At 37.7% G+C, this 20,268-nt stretch carries 19 protein-coding genes; 7 read left to right on the forward strand and 12 right to left on the reverse strand.

Annotated features, from left to right (window positions below):
• The first annotated feature begins 79 nt into the window (after positions 1-79).
• The 3 genes from ACTJKC_RS06540 to ACTJKC_RS06550 all read left to right on the forward strand — a co-directional run bounded on the left by ACTJKC_RS06540 (position 80) and on the right by ACTJKC_RS06550 (position 2,291).
• Positions 80-757: a DUF4397 domain-containing protein gene (locus ACTJKC_RS06540; protein ID WP_344849431.1), complete on the forward strand. Its 678-nt coding sequence runs from the start codon at positions 80-82 to the stop codon at positions 755-757.
• Positions 758-817: 60 nt separating this feature from the next.
• Positions 818-1,537, forward strand: a complete 720-nt coding sequence (locus tag ACTJKC_RS06545; RefSeq protein ID WP_440790770.1) for a hypothetical protein — start codon at positions 818-820, stop codon at positions 1,535-1,537.
• A gap of 67 nt (positions 1,538-1,604) precedes the next feature.
• Positions 1,605-2,291 carry a DedA family protein gene (locus ACTJKC_RS06550; protein WP_440790771.1) on the forward strand — a complete coding sequence of 229 codons (687 nt, stop codon included), beginning with the start codon at positions 1,605-1,607 and terminating at the stop codon, positions 2,289-2,291.
• Here ACTJKC_RS06550 and ACTJKC_RS06555 read toward each other — a convergent pair whose 3' ends face one another.
• Genes ACTJKC_RS06555 through ACTJKC_RS06565 form a run of 3 tightly spaced genes read right to left on the reverse strand, consistent with a single transcriptional unit; the run spans position 2,292 to position 6,886 of the window.
• The gene (locus tag ACTJKC_RS06555; protein WP_440790772.1) at positions 2,292-3,248 is read right to left on the reverse strand and encodes a zinc dependent phospholipase C family protein; all 957 of its coding nucleotides are present in this window, start codon (positions 3,246-3,248) and stop codon (positions 2,292-2,294) included.
• Between the two features lie 49 nt (positions 3,249-3,297).
• Positions 3,298-4,530: a DUF3999 family protein gene (locus tag ACTJKC_RS06560; RefSeq protein ID WP_440790773.1), complete on the reverse strand. Its 1,233-nt coding sequence runs from the start codon at positions 4,528-4,530 to the stop codon at positions 3,298-3,300.
• A complete protein-coding gene (locus ACTJKC_RS06565) occupies positions 4,508-6,886 on the reverse strand; it encodes a DUF2339 domain-containing protein (RefSeq protein WP_440790774.1) in 2,379 nt (792 codons plus the stop codon). The genes ACTJKC_RS06560 and ACTJKC_RS06565 overlap by 23 nt, the downstream gene beginning before the upstream one ends.
• Positions 6,887-7,232: 346 nt before the next feature.
• Here ACTJKC_RS06565 and ACTJKC_RS06570 point away from each other — a divergent pair, with 346 nt between their 5' ends.
• On the forward strand, positions 7,233-7,676 hold the full coding sequence (locus tag ACTJKC_RS06570) for a DUF4395 domain-containing protein (RefSeq protein WP_440790775.1): 444 nt from the start codon (positions 7,233-7,235) through the stop codon (positions 7,674-7,676).
• Between the two features lies 1 nt (position 7,677).
• On the opposite strand, the gene ACTJKC_RS06575 is transcribed toward ACTJKC_RS06570, so the two are convergent.
• The 5 genes from ACTJKC_RS06575 to ACTJKC_RS06595 form a co-directional block, all read right to left on the reverse strand.
• The gene (locus ACTJKC_RS06575; protein ID WP_440790776.1) at positions 7,678-8,709 is read right to left on the reverse strand and encodes an LLM class flavin-dependent oxidoreductase; all 1,032 of its coding nucleotides are present in this window, start codon (positions 8,707-8,709) and stop codon (positions 7,678-7,680) included.
• 84 nt (positions 8,710-8,793) lie between these two features.
• Complete coding sequence (locus ACTJKC_RS06580) at positions 8,794-9,090, reverse strand: hypothetical protein (protein ID WP_344849454.1); 297 nt, start codon at positions 9,088-9,090, stop codon at positions 8,794-8,796.
• 153 nt (positions 9,091-9,243) lie between these two features.
• Entirely contained in the window at positions 9,244-10,164 is a 921-nt protein-coding gene (locus tag ACTJKC_RS06585; protein ID WP_440790777.1) for a M28 family peptidase, read from the reverse strand.
• A 594-nt stretch (positions 10,165-10,758) separates the two neighbouring features.
• The gene (gene dnaK, locus ACTJKC_RS06590; protein ID WP_440790778.1) at positions 10,759-12,615 is read right to left on the reverse strand and encodes a molecular chaperone DnaK; all 1,857 of its coding nucleotides are present in this window, start codon (positions 12,613-12,615) and stop codon (positions 10,759-10,761) included.
• An 824-nt stretch (positions 12,616-13,439) separates the two neighbouring features.
• Positions 13,440-14,669, reverse strand: coding sequence for a glycosyltransferase family 4 protein (locus tag ACTJKC_RS06595; protein ID WP_440790779.1), 1,230 nt, complete (start codon positions 14,667-14,669; stop codon positions 13,440-13,442).
• Between the two features lie 94 nt (positions 14,670-14,763).
• Between ACTJKC_RS06595 and ACTJKC_RS06600 the strand changes: the two genes are divergently transcribed.
• Positions 14,764-15,345: a tRNA-(ms[2]io[6]A)-hydroxylase gene (locus ACTJKC_RS06600; RefSeq protein ID WP_440790780.1), complete on the forward strand. Its 582-nt coding sequence runs from the start codon at positions 14,764-14,766 to the stop codon at positions 15,343-15,345.
• 124 nt (positions 15,346-15,469) lie between these two features.
• On the opposite strand, the gene ACTJKC_RS06605 is transcribed toward ACTJKC_RS06600, so the two are convergent.
• From ACTJKC_RS06605 to ACTJKC_RS06620, 4 genes are read right to left on the reverse strand one after another with little or no spacing between them, the layout of a single operon-like run.
• Entirely contained in the window at positions 15,470-16,561 is a 1,092-nt protein-coding gene (locus tag ACTJKC_RS06605; RefSeq protein WP_440790781.1) for a DUF3810 domain-containing protein, read from the reverse strand.
• Positions 16,562-16,564: 3 nt separating this feature from the next.
• Positions 16,565-16,825, reverse strand: coding sequence for a Txe/YoeB family addiction module toxin (locus ACTJKC_RS06610; protein ID WP_344849468.1), 261 nt, complete (start codon positions 16,823-16,825; stop codon positions 16,565-16,567).
• A gap of 49 nt (positions 16,826-16,874) precedes the next feature.
• Entirely contained in the window at positions 16,875-17,075 is a 201-nt protein-coding gene (locus tag ACTJKC_RS06615; RefSeq protein WP_440790782.1) for a DUF2683 family protein, read from the reverse strand.
• Positions 17,076-17,109: 34 nt separating this feature from the next.
• Positions 17,110-18,444, reverse strand: coding sequence for a dihydroorotase (locus tag ACTJKC_RS06620; protein WP_440790783.1), 1,335 nt, complete (start codon positions 18,442-18,444; stop codon positions 17,110-17,112).
• 185 nt (positions 18,445-18,629) lie between these two features.
• Here ACTJKC_RS06620 and ACTJKC_RS06625 point away from each other — a divergent pair, with 185 nt between their 5' ends.
• Both ACTJKC_RS06625 and ACTJKC_RS06630 read left to right on the forward strand, forming a co-directional pair.
• Positions 18,630-19,976 (forward strand): DEAD/DEAH box helicase, encoded by a 1,347-nt coding sequence (locus tag ACTJKC_RS06625; protein ID WP_440790784.1) that lies wholly within the window; start codon positions 18,630-18,632, stop codon positions 19,974-19,976.
• Positions 19,976-20,248, forward strand: coding sequence for a hypothetical protein (locus ACTJKC_RS06630; RefSeq protein ID WP_440790785.1), 273 nt, complete (start codon positions 19,976-19,978; stop codon positions 20,246-20,248). Before ACTJKC_RS06625 ends, ACTJKC_RS06630 begins: the two co-directional genes overlap by 1 nt.
• Positions 20,249-20,268: the final 20 nt, after the last annotated feature.

Here is a 20,268-nt window from a genome sequence, read left to right on the forward strand (position 1 = left end):
CTACTATTATTTTAGTTTTCATAGAAAATGGCTTGGTTTTTGACCAAGCCATTTTTGTTTTCAACAAACTAACCAACCTATGAAAATCTATACTTATCTCTCAAAATCACTGATTTTATTTATTTCGCTGGCTACATTTGGCTTAACATCCTGTAAAAAGAATGATGGTGGTGAGGTAGCCAAAGGGCAGGCCAAGGTAAAAATGGTTAATGCCTCTCTTGCTGATGTGCACCAGGATGTTTATATGGATAACGAAAAACTCACTACGGTTGCCTTAGCCTTTGGCGAAACCAGCGAATATTTGAAAGTACCTTCGGGCAGCAGGAGCGTTTCTTATACCGGCACTAATAACACCACTACCGATACATCTTTAAACTTTACCCCATCTATTACCTATACCACTTTCCTGGTTACCAATAAAAAAGGTGAGCTTGAAATTGTAAGCTATGAAGATAACCTGAGCAATACCGAAAGCACCAAAGCAAAAATTAAACTCATTAACCTCACACCTAATTTTACCACAGGAATAAACGTGATGGTACAGGCAGGCACCCAATTTGTTAACGGTTTGCTTTTTAAAGAAGCATCTAACTATTTTACAGTAGATGCCGGGATGAATTTAAGGTATAATGTAGTAGGCTCAGGGAGTGTTAAAACCATTGAGGGAACCAGTTTAGAAGGCGGCAAAATATATACCATTTGGTTTAGCGGTACAACTGCAGCCACTTTAGATGCACATATTATCACTGATAATTAATTTTAACAAAATCATATCGTTTCTGTTATCTTTACGTTTTATTAGCATCAGCGATTTTATATGAAAAATACCCGTTTTATATTTCCTAAAATACTTTTTTTGTTTTTTCCTGTATTAATGATGTTCTCCTGCATTAAGAATAATAATCTTATTGAAGGAGATGCCAAAATCAGGTATTTTCAGGCTGCTGTTACCGATACCACACAAAATTTTTTCTTAAGAGGTATTCAATCGGGTGCCTCTACAGTTTATGGTTCTAATAGCAATTATATTGTGGTAGCCGGAGATTCCAGCTATACCATAACCTCAAGAAATATAAATACCGGCGTTGATGTGGCCAGTACTACTCAGAAGTTTGATATTGGTGCCAATTATTCCATTTTTTATACGCGCACAAAAACAACAAATGCACCAGTGCTGAATGTTTATAAGGATGATGTGAAGCAAAATTTAAATGTTGTTAAGCTGAAATTCATAAACCTTGGTTACACTTTATTGTCGGATGTAATTGTTAAAGATGATGGAGAGGCATTTCCGCAGTTTATAATGAAATATGGAGATACAATTAGCCACAGCGTAAAAGTAACAAAGGCAACTAAAATTTCTTTTAATCTGCAAAATCCAATATCAACACAACCTTTATTAAATACGTTAGATTCGCTTGCTACCAATACCAATACTTCAAAGTCGCTTGCCATTACCAAAGGGCTGGTTTATTATATAGTACTTGACGGATCAAAAAAAGGAGAACTTCAAATGCGCCTGGTTTCTGCTAACTAATTATTTATTGCATTTTTAAAGCATTTAATCCCTTTACTATTCATACTTTTGTCCAAAATCAGATAAATTGGAATTACTACAGCAGCTTTTAGATTTTATTCTCCACATTGATGTTCATTTAGCGGAAATTGTTAACGAATATCGTACCTGGACTTACCTCATTTTATTCCTGATTATTTTTGCCGAAACCGGCTTTGTGGTAACGCCCTTTTTACCCGGCGATTCGTTGCTTTTTGCAATGGGTGCCCTTATTGCAGGCGAGCATGAAACCGGTTTAAATATCTGGGTGATGCTGGTTATTTTAATTGTTGCGGCAATTTTAGGTAATACAGTGAACTATAAGCTTGGAAGTGTTTTAGGCGCCGGTGTATTTAAAGAGAAAAACAAGATTTTAAAGCTTAAATATTATCATCAATCGCACGAATTTTTCGAGAAACATGGTGGTAAAGCCATAATGTTAAGTCGTTTTTTGCCGATTTTCAGAACAATTGCGCCTTTTGTTGCCGGTATAGCAAAAATGCCATTTGGTCGTTTTACCTATTATAATATTATTGGTGGAGTAACCTGGATCTTTGCGCTGTTAATTGGCGGCTACTTATTAGGCCAGATTCCGGTAATTAAAAATAACTTTGAGTTAGTGATTATCTTTATTGCGGTGGTTACCTTTGTACCTGCCATCTGGGCAGCGGTTAGAAGCCGTTTGCAACCTAAAAAGGTTGAAGAGATTATCGAAAACGGAGATACGAAAGCATAATTAAATTTCGCGGCCAATAAGCACACCGTTCTGATACTTCTTTTCGGTGTCCTTTTCTTCTTTTTTTTCATCAGGCAATAAATCTGTTTTAATCAGGTTTTTGAGTTCAGGCTGACCGGCATCAACCCAGGCCGAATACCAGAATGAGCCTATGGTTAATATGGCTGCACGCATTTGTTTTTCTACCATATTATTCATCCTGTCATGGTAGGCTTTTGAATACTCTCTGGAATATTGTTTGAGCACGGTATTGTTTCGTTCTGAAAAGCTATACTTTTGTTTGGAGGGAAATGATGCATTTAATTCCGCTTCAAAATATAAAACGGTATCAACTAAACTATGGGTATGTTTAAGTACTTTCCAGGCTTCTTTTAACGGATCTTCGATGTAAATCGCCCTGCCGACAACAAAATTGTAATTGGTAGAAAAAAGTTCGGGCAAGCGGCTTTCCCAGAACGCGTGGATTCCCACCTGATTGCTAAGCTGTCCGTTATGATTGGCAGTAGTGTGCAGCGGTACGTGGGCATCGCCGATGTAGTGACCTAAGTCTGCAGAGTATTTTAAAATTTTAACTGAATCTTTTGTTTTAAAAGCCTTAACCAAACTATAATAAGTGCGCTGAATCTGCCATGGAACAATTCCATCAGTATTTAGTTTTTTTAAGCCATACTTGGCCAAAGCATCATTCCATTTTTCGGGTATGCTATCTATATTTTTTTCATAATTCTCCACATCAAGATAATGTCGTGGTGCTTCCAAAGTATCAGCGTACCTGCGTTTATCAGGATCTACAGCGTGTTCGGTAATGTATTTGATGTTCTTTTTATAGAAACCAATCATACCGGGAGGCAAAGTAAAAACAGCAAGATTGTTTATCCTTTGGTGTGCAAAGAATCCCCAGGAGGTACAAAGAAATAGCGGGATGATTAACGCAGATAAAACCGTTAATCTTTTCATATCAACTAATATAAGGAATTTTCCTTACATAAATAAAATATGCTATTTCTTAATTCCTCAACATTTTAAACGAAAACCAGCCTAATAATGCAATAATTACAGCCATTAATACCCAAAGCCATGCCTTGTTTTCGAACAATGGTTTTTCTGTTTTAATTGTATAAGCCGGGTTTTTCAACTCCGGACCAATATTAACACTGCTTAGGCTTGCCGGGATTTTACTTTCAAATTTTTCGATCTCATAAACAGGAGCTGCAGCTTTTTCATTACCATAATATAAGGCATATTCGCCTTTTGGATCATCGAACCGGGCGATAATTTCATATACATTTCCTTTTAGTACGAGGCCATTTAAGCGTAATGGTTTATTGTCGTTATTTTGAATGGTAATTTTTAATCTCGAAGCGATGGTGTTTTCGAAATTAAATTCGGGTTTTTCCAAAGAACTTATAGTGCCTTCGTAAAGATTTGCAAAATTGTACTGAATGCCTTTATCAGTTTTAAAGCTATCTGTTGCATATTCAATTTTAAGTGCACGGTAAAAATTGAAATCGCTCTGTGCATTCAATTTTAAATAAGATAAGGGAACCGGATTGGTAAGGACCACATCGATGATTGTTTCTTTTGAGGAAACATCATTTTTAAGGGTAAAAGATTGGTATTTTACGTCCTGATAAGTCCCTTTTATCGTATCGGTTTTTGAAATTTTCGCTTCCAATAAATCAGGCTGTACAGGACTTTTTACCGCAATCCTGAAATATTGGTATTTCGAATCGGGAAAGCTCAGTTTAGTAAACTGGTAATCAGTATCGTTATTTTTAATGGATAAAATGCGATAATCTGATAAAATGTTAAACCATGATTTGTTATCATTGCTTCCCTCCAGGTTTACTTTCCAATCGAAATTTTGCTGCTTAAACGTGAGGTTGATCTGATTGATAACATTTATTTCCGTCGATTGAAAAGTATAGTAATATCCACCAGGATGAGTACTTTGATTTAACTGTTTAAAGGCAACATCATGGCTCGTAACCTGATCGGCACGCTGTTTCAATAAATAAGGTACTTCAATGGTATCTTTCCCGTTTACACCAAAAATCCTGAGATCATCAAAACCTGCATTGGCTTTTTTATATAAGTCATCCGGTAAAACCATTTTATGCCAAATGGTATTAACACCGGTGATGTTCCGTTTAAATTTATAAGAACTGGTTTGTGCTTTTGCAGTGGCCACGTAAACCAGAAATAATATTAAAAGTTTAATTTTTAGCTTCAACATCATCTATGATTAAATGTTTGTATTTGTTATAAAGGAAAGAAATGATTAGCAATAGCACGCCCAGCGAAACAAATACGATGGTTTTTGCGATGGTGCTCAATGCATAAATATCGTAAAAGAAAAGTTTGATCAGGGTAATCCCAAACAATGCCATCGCCCCGATGCGCAGGTGTTTCTTGTTTTTGGCAAGTCCCATACTAATCAGGAACAGGGAGAAGATACCCCAAAGAATACTCAATCCCAGTTTGTAACTTGCCTCAGAGTGCGAAAGTTCTAAAATATTGATCAGTTCGCTGCTTATAACCCACAACAGTGAAATGTAGAGGAGGTAATCGAACATTGTTCTGAAGTCTTTTTTCAAAAGTCCTGAACGTTGCAATTGGTAACATTGTACCATCAGAAATGTAAAAAATACAATCGCTATGTACCTGATGCCGATATTAAATATGCCGATGGTAAAATATTTACTTTCGGGTAGTAAGTAATTATCCCTTAGTTCGCTCAAATTATAGAGTCCGAAGGTAAGGAAGATGATGATGACAAAAATATTAATGATGAGGTTGGAAACGGCCAATTCGCCGTTTTTTAGCTTTTTGATGTTTAAATAACTTAAAGCTGAAGCAAAAAACAAGGTGTAAATGTATGTCCACGCTGTTTTTAAATCTTTAAAATTGTAATTGTATTCGTTAAGCGGATCGTAAAATTTAGTTTTTGGATTAACCGTAATTTTACTGAGTTCGAAGAGGTTGTTAAAGTATTTAGAAATCTCGATTCTAAAAGCGATGTAGGTTACAAAAACGAGAATTGCCGGGATGGAGTAGGTCAACACCGGTCTCATCCAGATCCATTCTGCAGGCGCGTCATTTTCTTTTCTATTGATGCGGAACATCCAGAAAAAACAGGCTACAAATATGCATGCCGTTAAAAAGCCCACGTTAAGGATTGGTGTGATGGTTATAGAATTCCCGTCATAGATATCATAATAAGTGATCCAATCTTCTAAAAGGCTAAAAAAAGCAAGAAATATGAGTGGAAAGGATAGTTTTTCGTAAATGGGAATCTTTTTTACACGGGCTAAATAAAATAGTACCGCAGCTTCTACTGCCCAGAAAATAGTTACCCAGCCGCCATTTAACTGAACGGGTACGGCCATGGTAATAAAGCTGATAACCATGGCCAGGATAAGGTAAAACAGGTTTTTATCTGCGAGATTTTTCTTGTAAATAATCAGGCTTATCACGAAGTGTATCACCGCATTTGCAAGTGTAAATAAGCCTAGCAATTCTGCACTGTTTTTATTATTGGATAGTATAAAATATCCTATTCCATAATAAATAAATGAATTTAAAAGTAATATCACTACATCGCTAAAGCCAAAAATTTCTTTTTTACTCACTTTGTAAGCCAGATTGGTAATATAGAAAGTGATGAAAAATACCGACGAGAACAATAACGCTAAACCGAAATAATTGTATGAGTCGCTTAAATCCAGCCTCCATGAAATAAAAATAAGCCATGTTAAGCCAAAAGAAACATAAAATAGGGGTTTCCAGTATTTTTTGAAACTAAGTACCATGATCCCAATGTTAATGATGGCCATGTAGGTAAACAATACACTTACCTTTCCTGATCCATCGCTCAGCAAAAATGGGACAGCATAAGCACCAACTAAACCAATATGGGCAATAACCTGCTTATTGTACTTTATGGCAGCCACAACTGTAAAGGAGGTAAAAATCACCATTAAAGCGAAAGCCAGTGCCTGCGGTATAAGTGCATAAAAATCGTAAGCGGCATAGGTGATAAAATACATAATGGCAATAGCCCCACTTACTAATACGGCTGAGAAATTTTCATATTTGGCCTTGAGTTTTATAGCAAATGCCATTAGGCCGGCACCCACTGCATAACCCAAAATAATTCTGGTAAGTGGACTTACCATATCATGATCGATGGCATATTTAGCGCCAATGGCTACACCGATAATTAAAATCAGGATACCAATTTTGCTGATCAGGTTTTCTCCGATAAATTTTTCGAAATCAGATTTAACCATATTTTCACGAGTAAAGCGCCCGGCTAAATTGGGTGGTGGTTGATTTGCAGGAGATTGAACGGGAGCGGGGACGGGGCGGGGTGTTGCGGGATTTTGTATTATAGCGTCCGGTGCCGTATTTCTCGGCGGAAGTGCTATTACAGGTTCGGCAGACTTTGCTGGGGCTGTAGTTGCAGCACCAGGCGATTGCAATGCCTTAACTTCATTTCTTAATGCCTGAATTTCGGCTTCAAATCCTTGCTGCCTGAGCAACAGATTTTCGAGCCTGATCATGAGCAGGTTTAATTTTTCGGAATTATCCATTCTATATCTGGTAGTGCGTAATTTTACTTTTACTAAAGATAAGAATGAATTTGGATAAGGCTAGGGAAATTTAGTTATTTACTACCGCTTGGGTTTTTTAAAATAAGAGCAGGAAGTGTAGGGGGGTGAATTTAACAAATTGTAGCCTGCAATTCAAAAGGTCATTCATATATATATTTATCAGCCCCTCTCCTTATTTTTATGGAGGGGTAGTTCATATTTGCCTTAATAAGGCTTCACAATCAGTGTTTCTTATATAATATCTGTGGTTAAATTTCTTTTACCGCAAGTTAATGTCGTTGGGTGCGATCAAATTAAATTACTTAAATTTATTCCAAATTATCCAATGGAATTATCCTGCCCGGTATCAGTTGAAAGAATAAATGAAAATGTAGTAAGGATTATTGCCTTTATGGTAGCTGTGATTGCAATTACCTGTATAATATTTTCGAACTATTGGGCAATTGTTTTCCTGATTTTTGATTTTGCATTAAGGGCATTTACAACAGGAAAATTTAGTGTGTTGAAATTTATAGCCATCAAGATTTCTGATGGATTGGAACTTTCGCCAAAAATGAAAGACCTGGCACCAAAAAAGTTCGCGGCAACCTTAGGCTTTGTGTTTTGCCTGTTAATTACCGCGACATTTCTATTGAGTTTTTATACACTTGCTTTAATTTTAACGGCTATTATGACTGTTTTTGCCTTATTAGAGAGCTTATTCGCCATTTGTGTAGGTTGTTATATCTATTCTTTTTTACAGGTTTTTGTAAAGAAGAACGAGGCTTAGTCTATTTTTTTAAAGCCTCACGAACTTTTGGAGCAATCTTGCTACCAAAGAGCTCTATTGATTTCATTAAGGCTGCGTGAGATGGTCCGCCGACATCCATATGGGCTGAGAAACGGGTTAAGCCAAAAGTTTCTTCCATGGCTAAAATTTTATCAACTGATTCGTTTGCATCGCCAATGATTAAAGCACCGCCATTGCCTCTTCCTGCTTCAAATTGATTGCGTTGGTAAGGTGCCCAGCCACGTGAGCGGCCAATGCGGTTCATCTGTGCGGAATAAAGCGGGTAATAATAATCTGCAACCTCATTACTGTCTTCACCAAATAAAGCATGCATGTGTACTCCAACTTCGAATTTGCTCATATCGTGACCATATGCCTGGTACACTTTTTTATAATAATCGAAAAGGGGCTTAAACTGTATAGGCTGACCGCCAATAATTGCAAACATTACCGGTAAACCCAATCTGCCCGCACGTTCTACCGATTCAGGCGTTCCGCCAACAGCAACCCATATTTTTAAATTATCATTTACTGCTCTAGGTAATATTTCCTGGTTATTCAGTTCAGGCCTGAATTTACCTTTCCAGCTGATTTTGGGTGAAGCGTTTATTTTAAGGAGCAAGTCTAATTTTTCTTCGTAAAGCTGATCGTAATCTTGCAGATCATATCCAAAAAGCGGGAACGATTCGATAAAGCTTCCACGACCGGCCATGAGTTCGGCTCTGCCATTCGAAATTAAATCTATCGTAGCGAAATTTTGATAAAGTTTAACCGGATCGGATGAACTTAAAACTGAAACTGCACTGCTTAATTTAATATTTTTGGTTACGGTAGCTGCAGCAGCCAATATAATTTCAGGACTGGATACAGCATAATCGGGACGGTGGTGCTCGCCGATTCCATAGAAATCCAAGCCAACCTCGTCCATGAGTTTTATTTCTTCTATAATTTCCTGAAGCCTTTGTTGGGCGGGCTGAATTTCGCCTTTTGCATTGATCTGCAGATCGCCAAACATTCCGATACCTAATTCCATAATGCTAAATAATTTTTAACAAAGTTAATGGATAAGGGGGTAGTGGTTTTTGATGTATGATAAGAAAATGGGTGAATTGGTGATTTACACAGTTAGTTTGCCCAACGCATTTAAAATGGTTTCGAGCTCGTGACTGGGATAATCGAAGTTAGTGGATTCGATCTTAAATTTTCTGCCATTTTGTAAGATGATATTAATGTAAGTATATCTTCTACGGCCAAATCCTTCTTCAATAGCCTTCACAAGTTTAACTTCATCCCATTTAAAGGTTCCCAGATTTAATAGGATAATCTCATTTTCATCAGCAATAATTGCATACTCATCCTGTTTGGCTATCAGGTTTTTAAAGTAGAAAATAAAAAATACCGTTAATATCGACATAGTGATTATAGCTGATTGAACATAGCTTAAATTAAATATGAAAATTGGTGCCACAAAGAATAACGGGAAAATACAGAAAATATAAATCATAATAAATATGCTGCTGTTGTCTTTAACTTTTATAGACTTAACCATATCCTGAATTGCAATTTATTACTTCAATGATGTTAATCCATTGTAAACCCCATCAATTACTTTGCTCATTCTTGGTATATCGAGGGTTTCTATGGTGTCGGTTTTTTGATGATAATTTTTATTCCGGTAGAAGGATGTATCTGTAATCATCATGGCATCGTAACCGAATTTCCAATAATTTAGATGATCAGAAAAATCGATGCCCGGTAAAGAAGGTGGACTTGCGAATGTTTTAGTCAGGATACTCTTTGTAGCTTTAAAGTTTTTAGAAAACTGACTTACAAATGCTCCTGAACCAAATTTTTTAACCAACGTAATGTAATTTCCATTATTTCCGTACTTTACCGCCAGGATACCTAAAGGGTAAGACTGGGTTTTGGCTTCATCTTTAAAATAACCAATCATTTCGAGTAATATCATACCAAATACCTCAGCTTTTGATTCTTTGAGTGATTTGGCATGGATATAACTGCCCATAAGCTCCGTTCGGAAGTAAGGTGGTTCTTCTAAAGTATAGGCTACCAGATCAATACGATAATTGAGTTTTTTACCTTTTAACAACCTCGAGAGCTCCAATAAACCTGTTATGCCGCTTGCATTATCATCAGCGCCTTCCTGGTCGCCACAAACATCATAATGTGCACCAACAATAATCCGCTTTTGGTTTTCTGTACCGAACGAGCAGATGATGTTTTTATACGTTTTCTGATCAACATTGTATTCTTGTACCGAAACGCTATCAGTTGATTTTTGGAAAATATTCCTGATATAACCGGCTGTTAAATTGAGCTGATCGATATTGCTGTGGTTTCGGAACTGGGGCGTTTTCGTTAAGGTTTTTAAATGGGAACTGATCAGTGCAGTATCCGATTGGGCAGAGCTGTTGTAATAAAATGTAATGGAGAAAAGAAAGCTAATTAAGATTTTAAATTTATGCATGGTTTAAAACATCAGAATGTGTTTGATTTGATCCTTAACCGAAGATAATTATTTGTATCTGTTATTAGGTATTGCAACCTGCGTTTTTTAGGTTTGACAGTGTTAGTTAAATCTGATGGATGCGAATACGATCCCGATTTAAGCATTGTTGTTTTAGAAGTAAAGCGAAAAATAGGATTGAAAAATCCAAAAGCACAGAACTGTACATTTTCAACCGAACGAAATAGGATGTTTTATCTTTTGGAAATGAAAGGCAGTATTTCATTGGTACTCTAGCCCCGCGATCCGCTTTACTTCGTTACACTACGTGTTCGCTACTGTCGGGTTTAGTAAAAGAGGACCGTTCTAAATCACTCCATTTTTATTATTAACAGATAGAAAGTTGTATGTGTTTGCACTAGCCTATGTTAAATAAACCCGATTGGAGGGAAGAGCTTCCGATCCTTCAATCGGAACTCGTACCAAAAGCGGGACTATCGAATCCGATTAGCACTGATATTGCTTTCTAAAAAAAATACGCTTGATTTTGTAGTAGGATAGGTTCTGAAATAAATTCAGGATGACGAATCTCATTTGATAACTGCAAATTGTAAACTACTCTATTTTCTTTCCCTTCATCGCAGTAGAAATCGCGGCATCCATTACACGCTCGGCAAACGGACGGGTAAATTCGTTCAATTCATCTGCTTTCTTTAAAATGGTGTCTTTTTCTTGTGATGCTAAAGCTGTTTTTAGCGCCTCAATGTGCGCTTCAGTTTCTGCAATTTCAGCTTCAGTTAAATGTTCTGCATGTTTTTTGATAAAACCTTCGGCAGTATAAACCAGTTGTTCGCCTTCGCTGCGTGCTTCGATCAGCATACGTTGTTCCACATCACTTTTCGCGTGGGTAATGCTGTCAATCAACATTTTTTCTACGGTATCATCGCTTAAACCGTAGCTTGGGGTAATTTCGATCTCTTGTTTAACCCCCGAACGTAATTCTATCGCCTGTATGGTTAAAATCCCATCGGCGTTTAATAAAAAGTTGATATCTACTTTTGGTAAACCTGCAGGCATTGCCGGGATTCCCTTTAAATCGAACTCTGCCAGTTTTCTATTTTCTTTAACCAGATCGCGTTCGCCCTGGTAAACAGAGATTTTCATGTTCACCTGCCCGTCGATCGAAGTAGTATATTGTCGGCCGGCTTTAGTCGGTACTTTGCTGTTACGTGCAATAATGACGTCCATTAAACCGCCCATGGTTTCGATACCTAACGAGAGTGGCGTTACATCTAATAAGAGAATATCAGAACGGTTTCCGGCCAAAACATCGGCCTGTATAGCTGCTCCAAGAGCCACCACTTCATCAGGATTAATGTTATCCTGTGGTTTTTTACCAAAGAAATTTTCCACCGCTTGTTTCACAAAAGGCGTGCGGGTAGAGCCACCAACCAGAATTACTTCGTCGATATCACTTGCAGATAAACCGGCATCTTTTAACGCATTTTTGCAGGCGATGATGGTTTCTTCAACCTTTGATGAAATTAATTGTTCAAAAGTTTGCTTATCAAGGGTGCACCAAATTTCGCCAACCTGTTCATTATAAAGGTTTTGTTCAGATAAAACTTTTTTCGCTGCTTCGGCCTGTAAACGCAGGGTTTGCATCAAAATATTATCCTGTGCAACAACAGCTACATCGAGGTTATTTTTCTCCAGCCAGTAATTTAAAATGGCACGATCGAAATCATCACCTCCTAAATAGGTATTCCCGTTTGTAGACAGCACTTCGAAAATGCCGTTCTGGATTTGTAGAATGGAAACGTCGAAAGTTCCGCCGCCTAAATCGTAAACTGCAATGGTTTTTTGTTGAGTGGGATCTAAACCTATTCCGTAAGCCAAACTTGCCGAGGTAGGCTCGTTTACAATACGCATTACATCCAAACCGGCCAGTTTTCCAGCGTCTCTTGTGGCTTGGCGCTGGCTATCGTTAAAATAAGCCGGAACGGTAATTACAGCCCGGTTAACAGATGTTTTTAAGGCGTGTTCAGCCCTTGCTTTCAGCTCTTTTAAAATTTCTGCAGATAATTCGATTGGTGTGTAAAAGCGGTTTCCTGCCTGTATTTTTACTAAAGCGTCGGTATCATCGTCGATTATTTTATAAGAGAAAATGTCTTTATGTTCGGCAACATCTTTATAAGAACGGCCCAATAATCTTTTAACCGAAAAAATGGTATTTGAAGGATCTGTAGTTAAAAATTCTTTCGCCTCATTACCTACAAGAGTCTCGTTTTGGCTGTTAAAATACACCACAGATGGCACCAATATCCCTTTGCCGGCATCGTTAATTACCTGCGGATTTTTATCCGGATTGATAAATGCCACCAGGCTATTGGTTGTACCTAAATCTATTCCAACAATGATTTCTTCCTTCTGAAATGAACCTGTAGCAAGGTTAATCGATATTTTTGCCATGGCTGCAAATTTACAATAATGTTGTAAGGTTTTAGGGATTGAAATGTTTTAATGTTGTAAAAAGACGGAGGTCAGGTGTCCGAAAGTCTGAAGATATCGTGCTGCAGAAGCTAGGGGCAGAAAGACTTTAGACTGATATTCGTTTTTGATTTGGAAATGAATGGTTTGGTAATTCTTCGGATACGGCAGCCCTGCTGTCCCTCCTGCCGATGGAAGGATCGGCATCCGTACCCATCAGGTTTATTTATCAAAGTTTTGTGTTGTAAAAAGTCGGAGGTCAGGTGTCCGAAAGTCTGAAGATATGGTGTTGCAGAAGTTAGGAGCAGCAAGACTTTAGACTGATATTCGTTTTTGATTTGGAAATGAATGGCTTGGTAATTCTTCGGATACGGCAGCCCTGCTGTCCCTCCTGCCGATGGAAGGATCGGCATCCGTACCCATCAGGTTTATTTAACAAAGTTTTAATGTTGTAAAAAGTCGGAGGTCAGGTGTCCGAAAGTCGCAAGATATCGTGCTGCAGAAGCTAGGGGCAGAAATACTTTAGACTGATATTCGTTTTTGATTTGGAAATGAATGGTTTGGTAATTCTTCGGATACGGCAGCCCTGCTGTCCTTCCTGCCGATGGAAGGATCGGCATCTGTACCATCAGGTTTATTTAACAAAGTTTTGTGTTGTAAAAAGACGGAAGTCCGAAAGTCGGAAGACATCGGGGCTGAAAAAGTAAAGGGGAGGAGAAACCTGGAGTGCGAAAGCTTTATTTTAAAACAGCATATCTTCGGACCTCTGACTTTCGGACTATGGACTAATGACTCAGGACTGAAGACTATCTTTTATTCTTCTCTTCAATCCACAAGCTCATATATTTTGTACTCTGGGCAGTGTGGTGGTTTAAAATCTGCCCGAAAAAGTTGTTTTGGCGATGTTTGGTTAAGTTTGAAGCCAGATTTTCTACATCGTTTATAAACTGATCAGCAAAATATTTGACAGAATATCGCTGATTAATGATTTTTACGCCATTTTTCCGGGCAATTTGCCATGTGTTTTTATCTTCGTATAGTTTTATGGCTTTTTCTACGAAAAGATCAAAATCATCTTCAATAATACCATTCCAATCTAAATCACCTTTCATCGCTTCTGCTCCAATGGCGGTAGTAACAGATGGAGTGCCCACCCGCATGGCATCGATAAATTTTCCTTTTATCCCCGCACCAAATTGTATAGGAGCAAGCAGGATGCGGTGTTTAGCAATCGTTTCTTTTGCATCTATAGCTCTGCCTCTGATCAGGAATTTTTCAGATTTATTGTTTAACTGCAACACCTTTTGCGATGGATAAGCACCGTAGATATTCAGGTTTGCATGAGGAAGTTTTTTTCTAAGCGTGGGCCAGATCTTCGTTTTTAAAACCTGTACGGTATTCCAGTTGGGTTCGTGAAGGAAATTGCCAATGAAAACAAAATCAGCACGGTCTTCGTAAGGAAGCCATTTTTCAATATCTTCCGGGGTGATTTCTTTTTCCAGAAAGGGTAAATAGTAAATTAATGAGGGATCGACCTTAAACTGTGTTTTCAGGATATCCACCTCCACTTCCGAGATCATCAGAGATAGATCGCAACGTAAAATCGATGCCATTTCCCTTTTAGCGGTATCAGAGAATAAATCAGCGGCTTGTTTTTTCTTGTCGCTTTGTTGCCGGGCGCTTCTTAAAGAATGTAAATCTTCGGTATCTAAAATTCGCAATGCATTTGGGCATTCCTGCTGCACCCGCCAGCCATATTGTTCTTCAACCATAAAACGATCGAAAAGCACCAAATCGGGATTCAATTCTTTTAAAAAAACATTAAAAGTTTCGTCGTTTAGTCTAATTTCCTGCTCTACAACTTCTGTTTTGCTGAAATCATAACTAAAATCACTTTTAGATGCGGCTGAAGCAAAAGTGATCTGATAACCTTTGGCCAGAAATAAATCAACCAATTGGATCATCCTCGTACCAGCAGCAGATGAAGTTGGTTCGGGCCAGACAAATCCAATAATCAATAATTTCTTTGCGTTCATGATTTAAATTTTTGCAAAATAAAGGCTTTTTAACTCACAATTTTAAAACCGTGCCGATTATTTCTAATTTTGCAGCTCAATTACAAAGCACCGGATGTTAGGATTAAAATTATTGACAGACCCACGTTGGGCAAATATTGCAGAATCGAATTTAGAAGAAATTTTATCTGACCATGCCTGGTGTGAACAAAAGGCAGCTACAAATGCGATTACTTTAATTACCCAAAATTCTGAACATCAGGATCTGGTAGATGAGTTAACAGCCATTGCTATCGAAGAAATGCAACATTTTCAGATGGTAATTGAAATTATTAAAAAACGTGGTTATACTTTAAGCCGCGAGCGTAAAGACGATTATGTTGGCCGTTTGGTAAAGTTTAGCAAGAAAGATGGAAGCCGCAATATGGCTTTTATCGACAGGCTTTTGTTTGCTGCAATGATTGAAGCCCGGAGCTGCGAACGTTTCAGGGTACTTTCTTTAAATATTAAAGATCAGGAGCTGGCCAGGTTCTATCACGAATTGATGGTTTCGGAAGCCGGACATTATACTACTTTCTTAAATTTTGCACGCAAATACAGTACAGATGTTGATGTGGAAAAACGCTGGAAAGAGTGGCTGGAATTTGAAGGTGAACTCATCCAGAGTTTTGGGACGCGAGAAGCGATACATGGTTAGTCCGAAGTCGGATGTCCGAAAGTCGGGAGTTTTTAGTGCATAAATTCTGCTTATTATCTTCGGACTTCGGTCTTTCTGAACTATACCTGTGAAATATTTTATGAAAAATGAATGATTGAGGTATTTACAGCTTGATCTTTGGACTTTCGGACCTCTGACTTTCGGACTTATAAATATTCCACAACCAAATTACAATATCCTGGTAGCTGTCGATCCCTTTTTTCTGGTTGTTCAGTTTTAAGAAACTATCGAAGGCCGCATCCATATAACCGAACATATCGCCATTGTATTTTCGCCAGAATTCCTTTTCTGTCTTAAAATCAGCCAAAACTTGAGGCAAGAGCTTTGTATAGAGTGATTTATAGTCGTCGGGAGATTTCATCCTGATCTCAAATAAAATATAGCGCAACATTTCGTAATTGGCAGAATACTGGTAATTCACATCAGGGCTGTTACTTGCGGTTAAATAGCCCAATAGGTTAGCTTCATCCTCATAAGCAATTCCCAATTGATGGCCAATTTCATGGCAACTCACATAAGGTTTTACAAAATCGGGCAAATTCATATTCATATTGGCTTCGCCAGAAAGCGGGGCATAATAACCTTCGATACCGATTTTACTGATTAACCAGGAGTTTAACACCGATTTTAAACAAGGATTCGGATACCTGAAAACCTGGTTTCTTTTGGTCATAAGTGCATAGGCCGCGGCCGATTTTGATTCCAGCTCATTAACGGTATAAGCGGGCACTTTTCCTTGCCTTAATTTTAAAGCATTGGTTTTATCAACGAAATAATTGCCGAGAACCACCAATTCTTTAACATTATATTTTTCATTACCAATGCTCAATTCTTCGCTCACACTAGGCCTGCTGTAATTTAAACCCCAAACTATTTTGAAAATGATATACAGAATTAAAAAGAAGTTTAAAATTTGTAAGGGTATAACAATTCTGTCCTGTTTTTTTAATGATTTACGGCCTTTGTAGAATTTTATGATTTTATAAAATACAAAAACAATGAGTAAAGCGTAGATAATATCCCCAATGGCAAAAGGAAATAAAGAAGATATAAACCTTAGTGCAGAAGAGATATAAGGATAAAAACCTGTTGAATAATATTTTTGGACGAAGGTAGGGAAAAAGCCAAAAAAATAAATTAAGATGGCTAGACCAACTAAAATAAATGTTCTGATAAACAGTGAGCGGGCTATCATTAACTATTTATAATGACCTCTTAATGAATAAATATTTAAGATATTGTTTATTACATCATAAACAATTCTATGTTCTTCATTTATTCTTCTAGACCATTGGCCGGATAACTCGTGTTTTAACTGTTCTGGTTTACCAATGCCCATAAAAGGATTTTCTTGAATTGCCAGTATTAATTGTTCGATCTTTTTTTGGATTGGTTTATTACCAGATTTTTTCCAAAACTCCAGATCAATAATTGCTTGTTCATGTAATTCTACTTGCATACCAAATAACTAATTAAATCGGGATGCAATAAATGGGATAATTAAAATACTATTTCCACATGGTTTTAACGTCGATTGTCTTTCCTGGTTTGCCAGACTTTCTAGCATTTACCCCTTTAAGAACTTTCTCTACAAACTCGGGCTTATACGGACTTTCTTCAGTCTCAAAATCAATCTTCAAAACTTTCATAACAACTTTTAAAGCAGTTGCTTCCTCTTCGTTTTTCGGATGTGCAATTAATGTTTCCATATTATTTTGTTGTAATAAAACAAATATAACAAATCTATCTGGAAAAAGTTAAGCGTTTTCCGATCTGATCAGTCGTGAATTTGCCATTTTGATAGGCCAAATTTCCTGAAACAAAGGTATGTGTAATACTCGCCTGAAAAGTATCTCCGTCAAAAGGGCTCCATCCACACTTATAAAAATTATTCAGTTTAGTTACTTTCCACGGATCGTTCAGGTTTACTAAAACCAAATCTGCCCAATAGCCTTCGCGGATGAAACCACGTTTTTCGATATTGAAGCAGATCGCAAGGTTATGCGCCATTTTTTCTACAATCCGCTCTAAAGAAATTTTTCCCTGCAAATGCATTTCCAGCAATGCAGGCAAAGCGTGCTGTACCAGCGGACCGCCTGATGGGGCCTGCGAATACGGTTGCTGCTTTTCTGCCAGGGTATGCGGCGCATGATCGGTTGCAATGACGTCGATATAATTTTCCAAAACACCTTTAAGCACCCCATTCTGATCATCTTCAGTTTTTACCGCAGGGTTCCATTTTATGAAATTTCCTTTTGAAGCGTAATCTTTATCATTAAACCAAAGGTGGTGTACGCAGGCCTCGGCAGTGATTTTTTTATCCTTTAATGGCGTAATGTTATCAAACAATGCGATTTCTTTTGCTGTAGAAATATGGAGGATATGCAAACGCGTTTGGTAAGTTTTTGCCAATTCGACCGCTAGTGAAGAAGATTTATAACAAGCCTCTGCACTGCGGATTAAAGGGTGCATTTCTATGGTAAGATCTTCGCCATATTTAGCTTTAAATTCGGCCAGGTTATGGCGTATGGTTGCTTCATCTTCGCAATGCGTAGCCACCAAAATTGGTGCTTTGCTAAAAATGTTTTCCAGGGTTTTTTCATTGTCTACCAACATATTTCCTGTTGATGAACCCATAAAAACTTTAATACCGCAAACATTTTTTGGATCGGTTTTTAAAACTTCTTCAATATTATCATTGCTGGCCCCCATGTAAAACGAGTAATTGGCCAATGAGGTTTGCGCAGCAATTTCATATTTATCGGCCAGTAAATCCTGAGTTAGCGTATTAGGAACGGTATTAGGCATTTCCATAAAAGAAGTAATCCCTCCGGCTACCGCAGCCATACTTTCGGTAAAAATATCGGCTTTGTGGGTTAAACCCGGTTCGCGGAAATGCACCTGATCATCAATCATTCCTGGTAAAAGGTATTGTCCTTCTGCATTAATTTCCTGTGCTTCGGGTGCAGATAAATTTTGACCGATTTTGGCAATTAATCCATCTTTTATCAATACATCAGCAACAATTTTTTGTCCTTCATTTACAATTGTCGCAGCTTTTATCAGGTAAGTATTCATGGTTTCAAAGGTAGTAATTTGGGTTAACTGTTTAAATTGGTTAATCGTTTAATTGCAAATTAGTTGATTGAATGGAGGGATTTATAGCTTTAAATTTTGAATAAGCGCTAGATTCAGGACCGAAGACTCTGAACTCTGGACTAAATTTGAGCCTTTTCGGCTCAAATAAACTATCTTTGTGCGCTATGGCAAAATCGTTCGAAGAATTTAAGTTAAACAGGCAAATTTTAAATGCAGTTGCCGATGCAGGTTATACCGTTGCCACGCCGATACAGGAAAAAGCAATTGCGCCGGTATTATCTGGGCAGGATATTTTTGGTATCGCAGAAACAGGTACTGGAAAAACAGCAGCTTTTGTACTACCGATTTTAATGCAATTAAAATATGCCCAGGGCGAAAGTCCAAGGGCTTTAATTTTATCGCCAACACGCGAACTGGCGATGCAGATTGCCGAGCAAGTGAAATTATTTTCTACTTATACAGATCTAAGATCGTTGGTAATTTTCGGCGGAATTGGTCCGAAAACACAAAAAGAGCAGATTGCAAAAGGCGTTGACATTTTGATTGCTACACCAGGAAGATTCCTCGATTTATACCTTGCTGGCGACATTAATACACAAAGTTTAAAGTTTTTGGTACTTGATGAAGCCGATAAAATGATGGATATGGGTTTTATAGGCTCAATCCACCGTATTTTGGAAATTGTTCCGCGCAAACGCCAGAATTTATTGTTTTCGGCAACAATGAGCGATCTGGTACAAAAGATTGCTGGCGATTTCTTAAAAAATCCTGTTGTAATTGAAGCTTCAGAACAGGCAACACCTGCTGCCAACGTAACACAAGCTTTATATTACGTTCCGAATTTTAAAACTAAGATTAACCTGTTACAGCATTTGCTGAAAAATGATGAGGCTTTTAACCGCCTGATTATCTTCTGTAAAACCAAAACCGTTGCCGATAATATTTTCAGTTTTATAGAACGAAGGTATGGCGCAGATAATGTTCGTGTAATTCATGCCAACAAAGGACAGAATACGAGAATTAACTCCATTAATAGCTTCAAAGAAGGAAATATCCGTGTTTTAGTGGCTACAGATGTGGCGAGCAGGGGAATCGATGTGAGCGATGTAAGTCATGTAATCAATTTTGATGTGCCGATTATCATCGAAGATTATGTGCACCGTATAGGCCGTACGGGCAGGGCATTTGCCAAAGGTGATGCCATTACTTTCGCTACGGAAGCCGAAAAATATTATATCCGTAAGATTGAAAAACTGATCCGCCAGTATATTCCTGTTGCCGAAATCCCTGAAGGTGTTTTTATTGACGAAACCCCTTATGAGGAACGCCAGCACATTGCCAAAGAAATCGACATGCAGAAACGTAAGGAAGATCCTGAATTTAAAGGAGCTTTCCACGAGAAGAAACATGCAGCTGCGATTGATAAAAAAGCAAGGGAAAAAGCCAAGGCAAAAGCTGGTAAAGAAATAAAGAGTTTCAAAAAAGGTAAAAAATTCGATAAGAAAAAGTAATGAGCCTTAGAATTACGCCTTTAAATATTATTAGTGCCATTGGTTTAGGTCTGGTAACGGTAAATCTGCTTTCAGAAAAAGCAACAGCACCCCGCCAGGTAAACATGAGTGGTTTTTACCTCCTTATTTTGGGCTGCCTTATCGTTGTAACCTTTGTTACCGACTTAATTTTTCGTTTTACATTAAAAGATATTAAACGAATCTGGGTGGTAGAACTAATATTCATTGTTATCGCTGCAATCTTGATGTTAATATTACAAAAAGTAGTATAATACAAAGTCGAAGTATTTGG

The sequence above is a fragment of the Pedobacter sp. 22226 genome (assembly GCF_052045455.1).
Taxonomy (GTDB): domain Bacteria; phylum Bacteroidota; class Bacteroidia; order Sphingobacteriales; family Sphingobacteriaceae; genus Pedobacter; species Pedobacter jeongneungensis.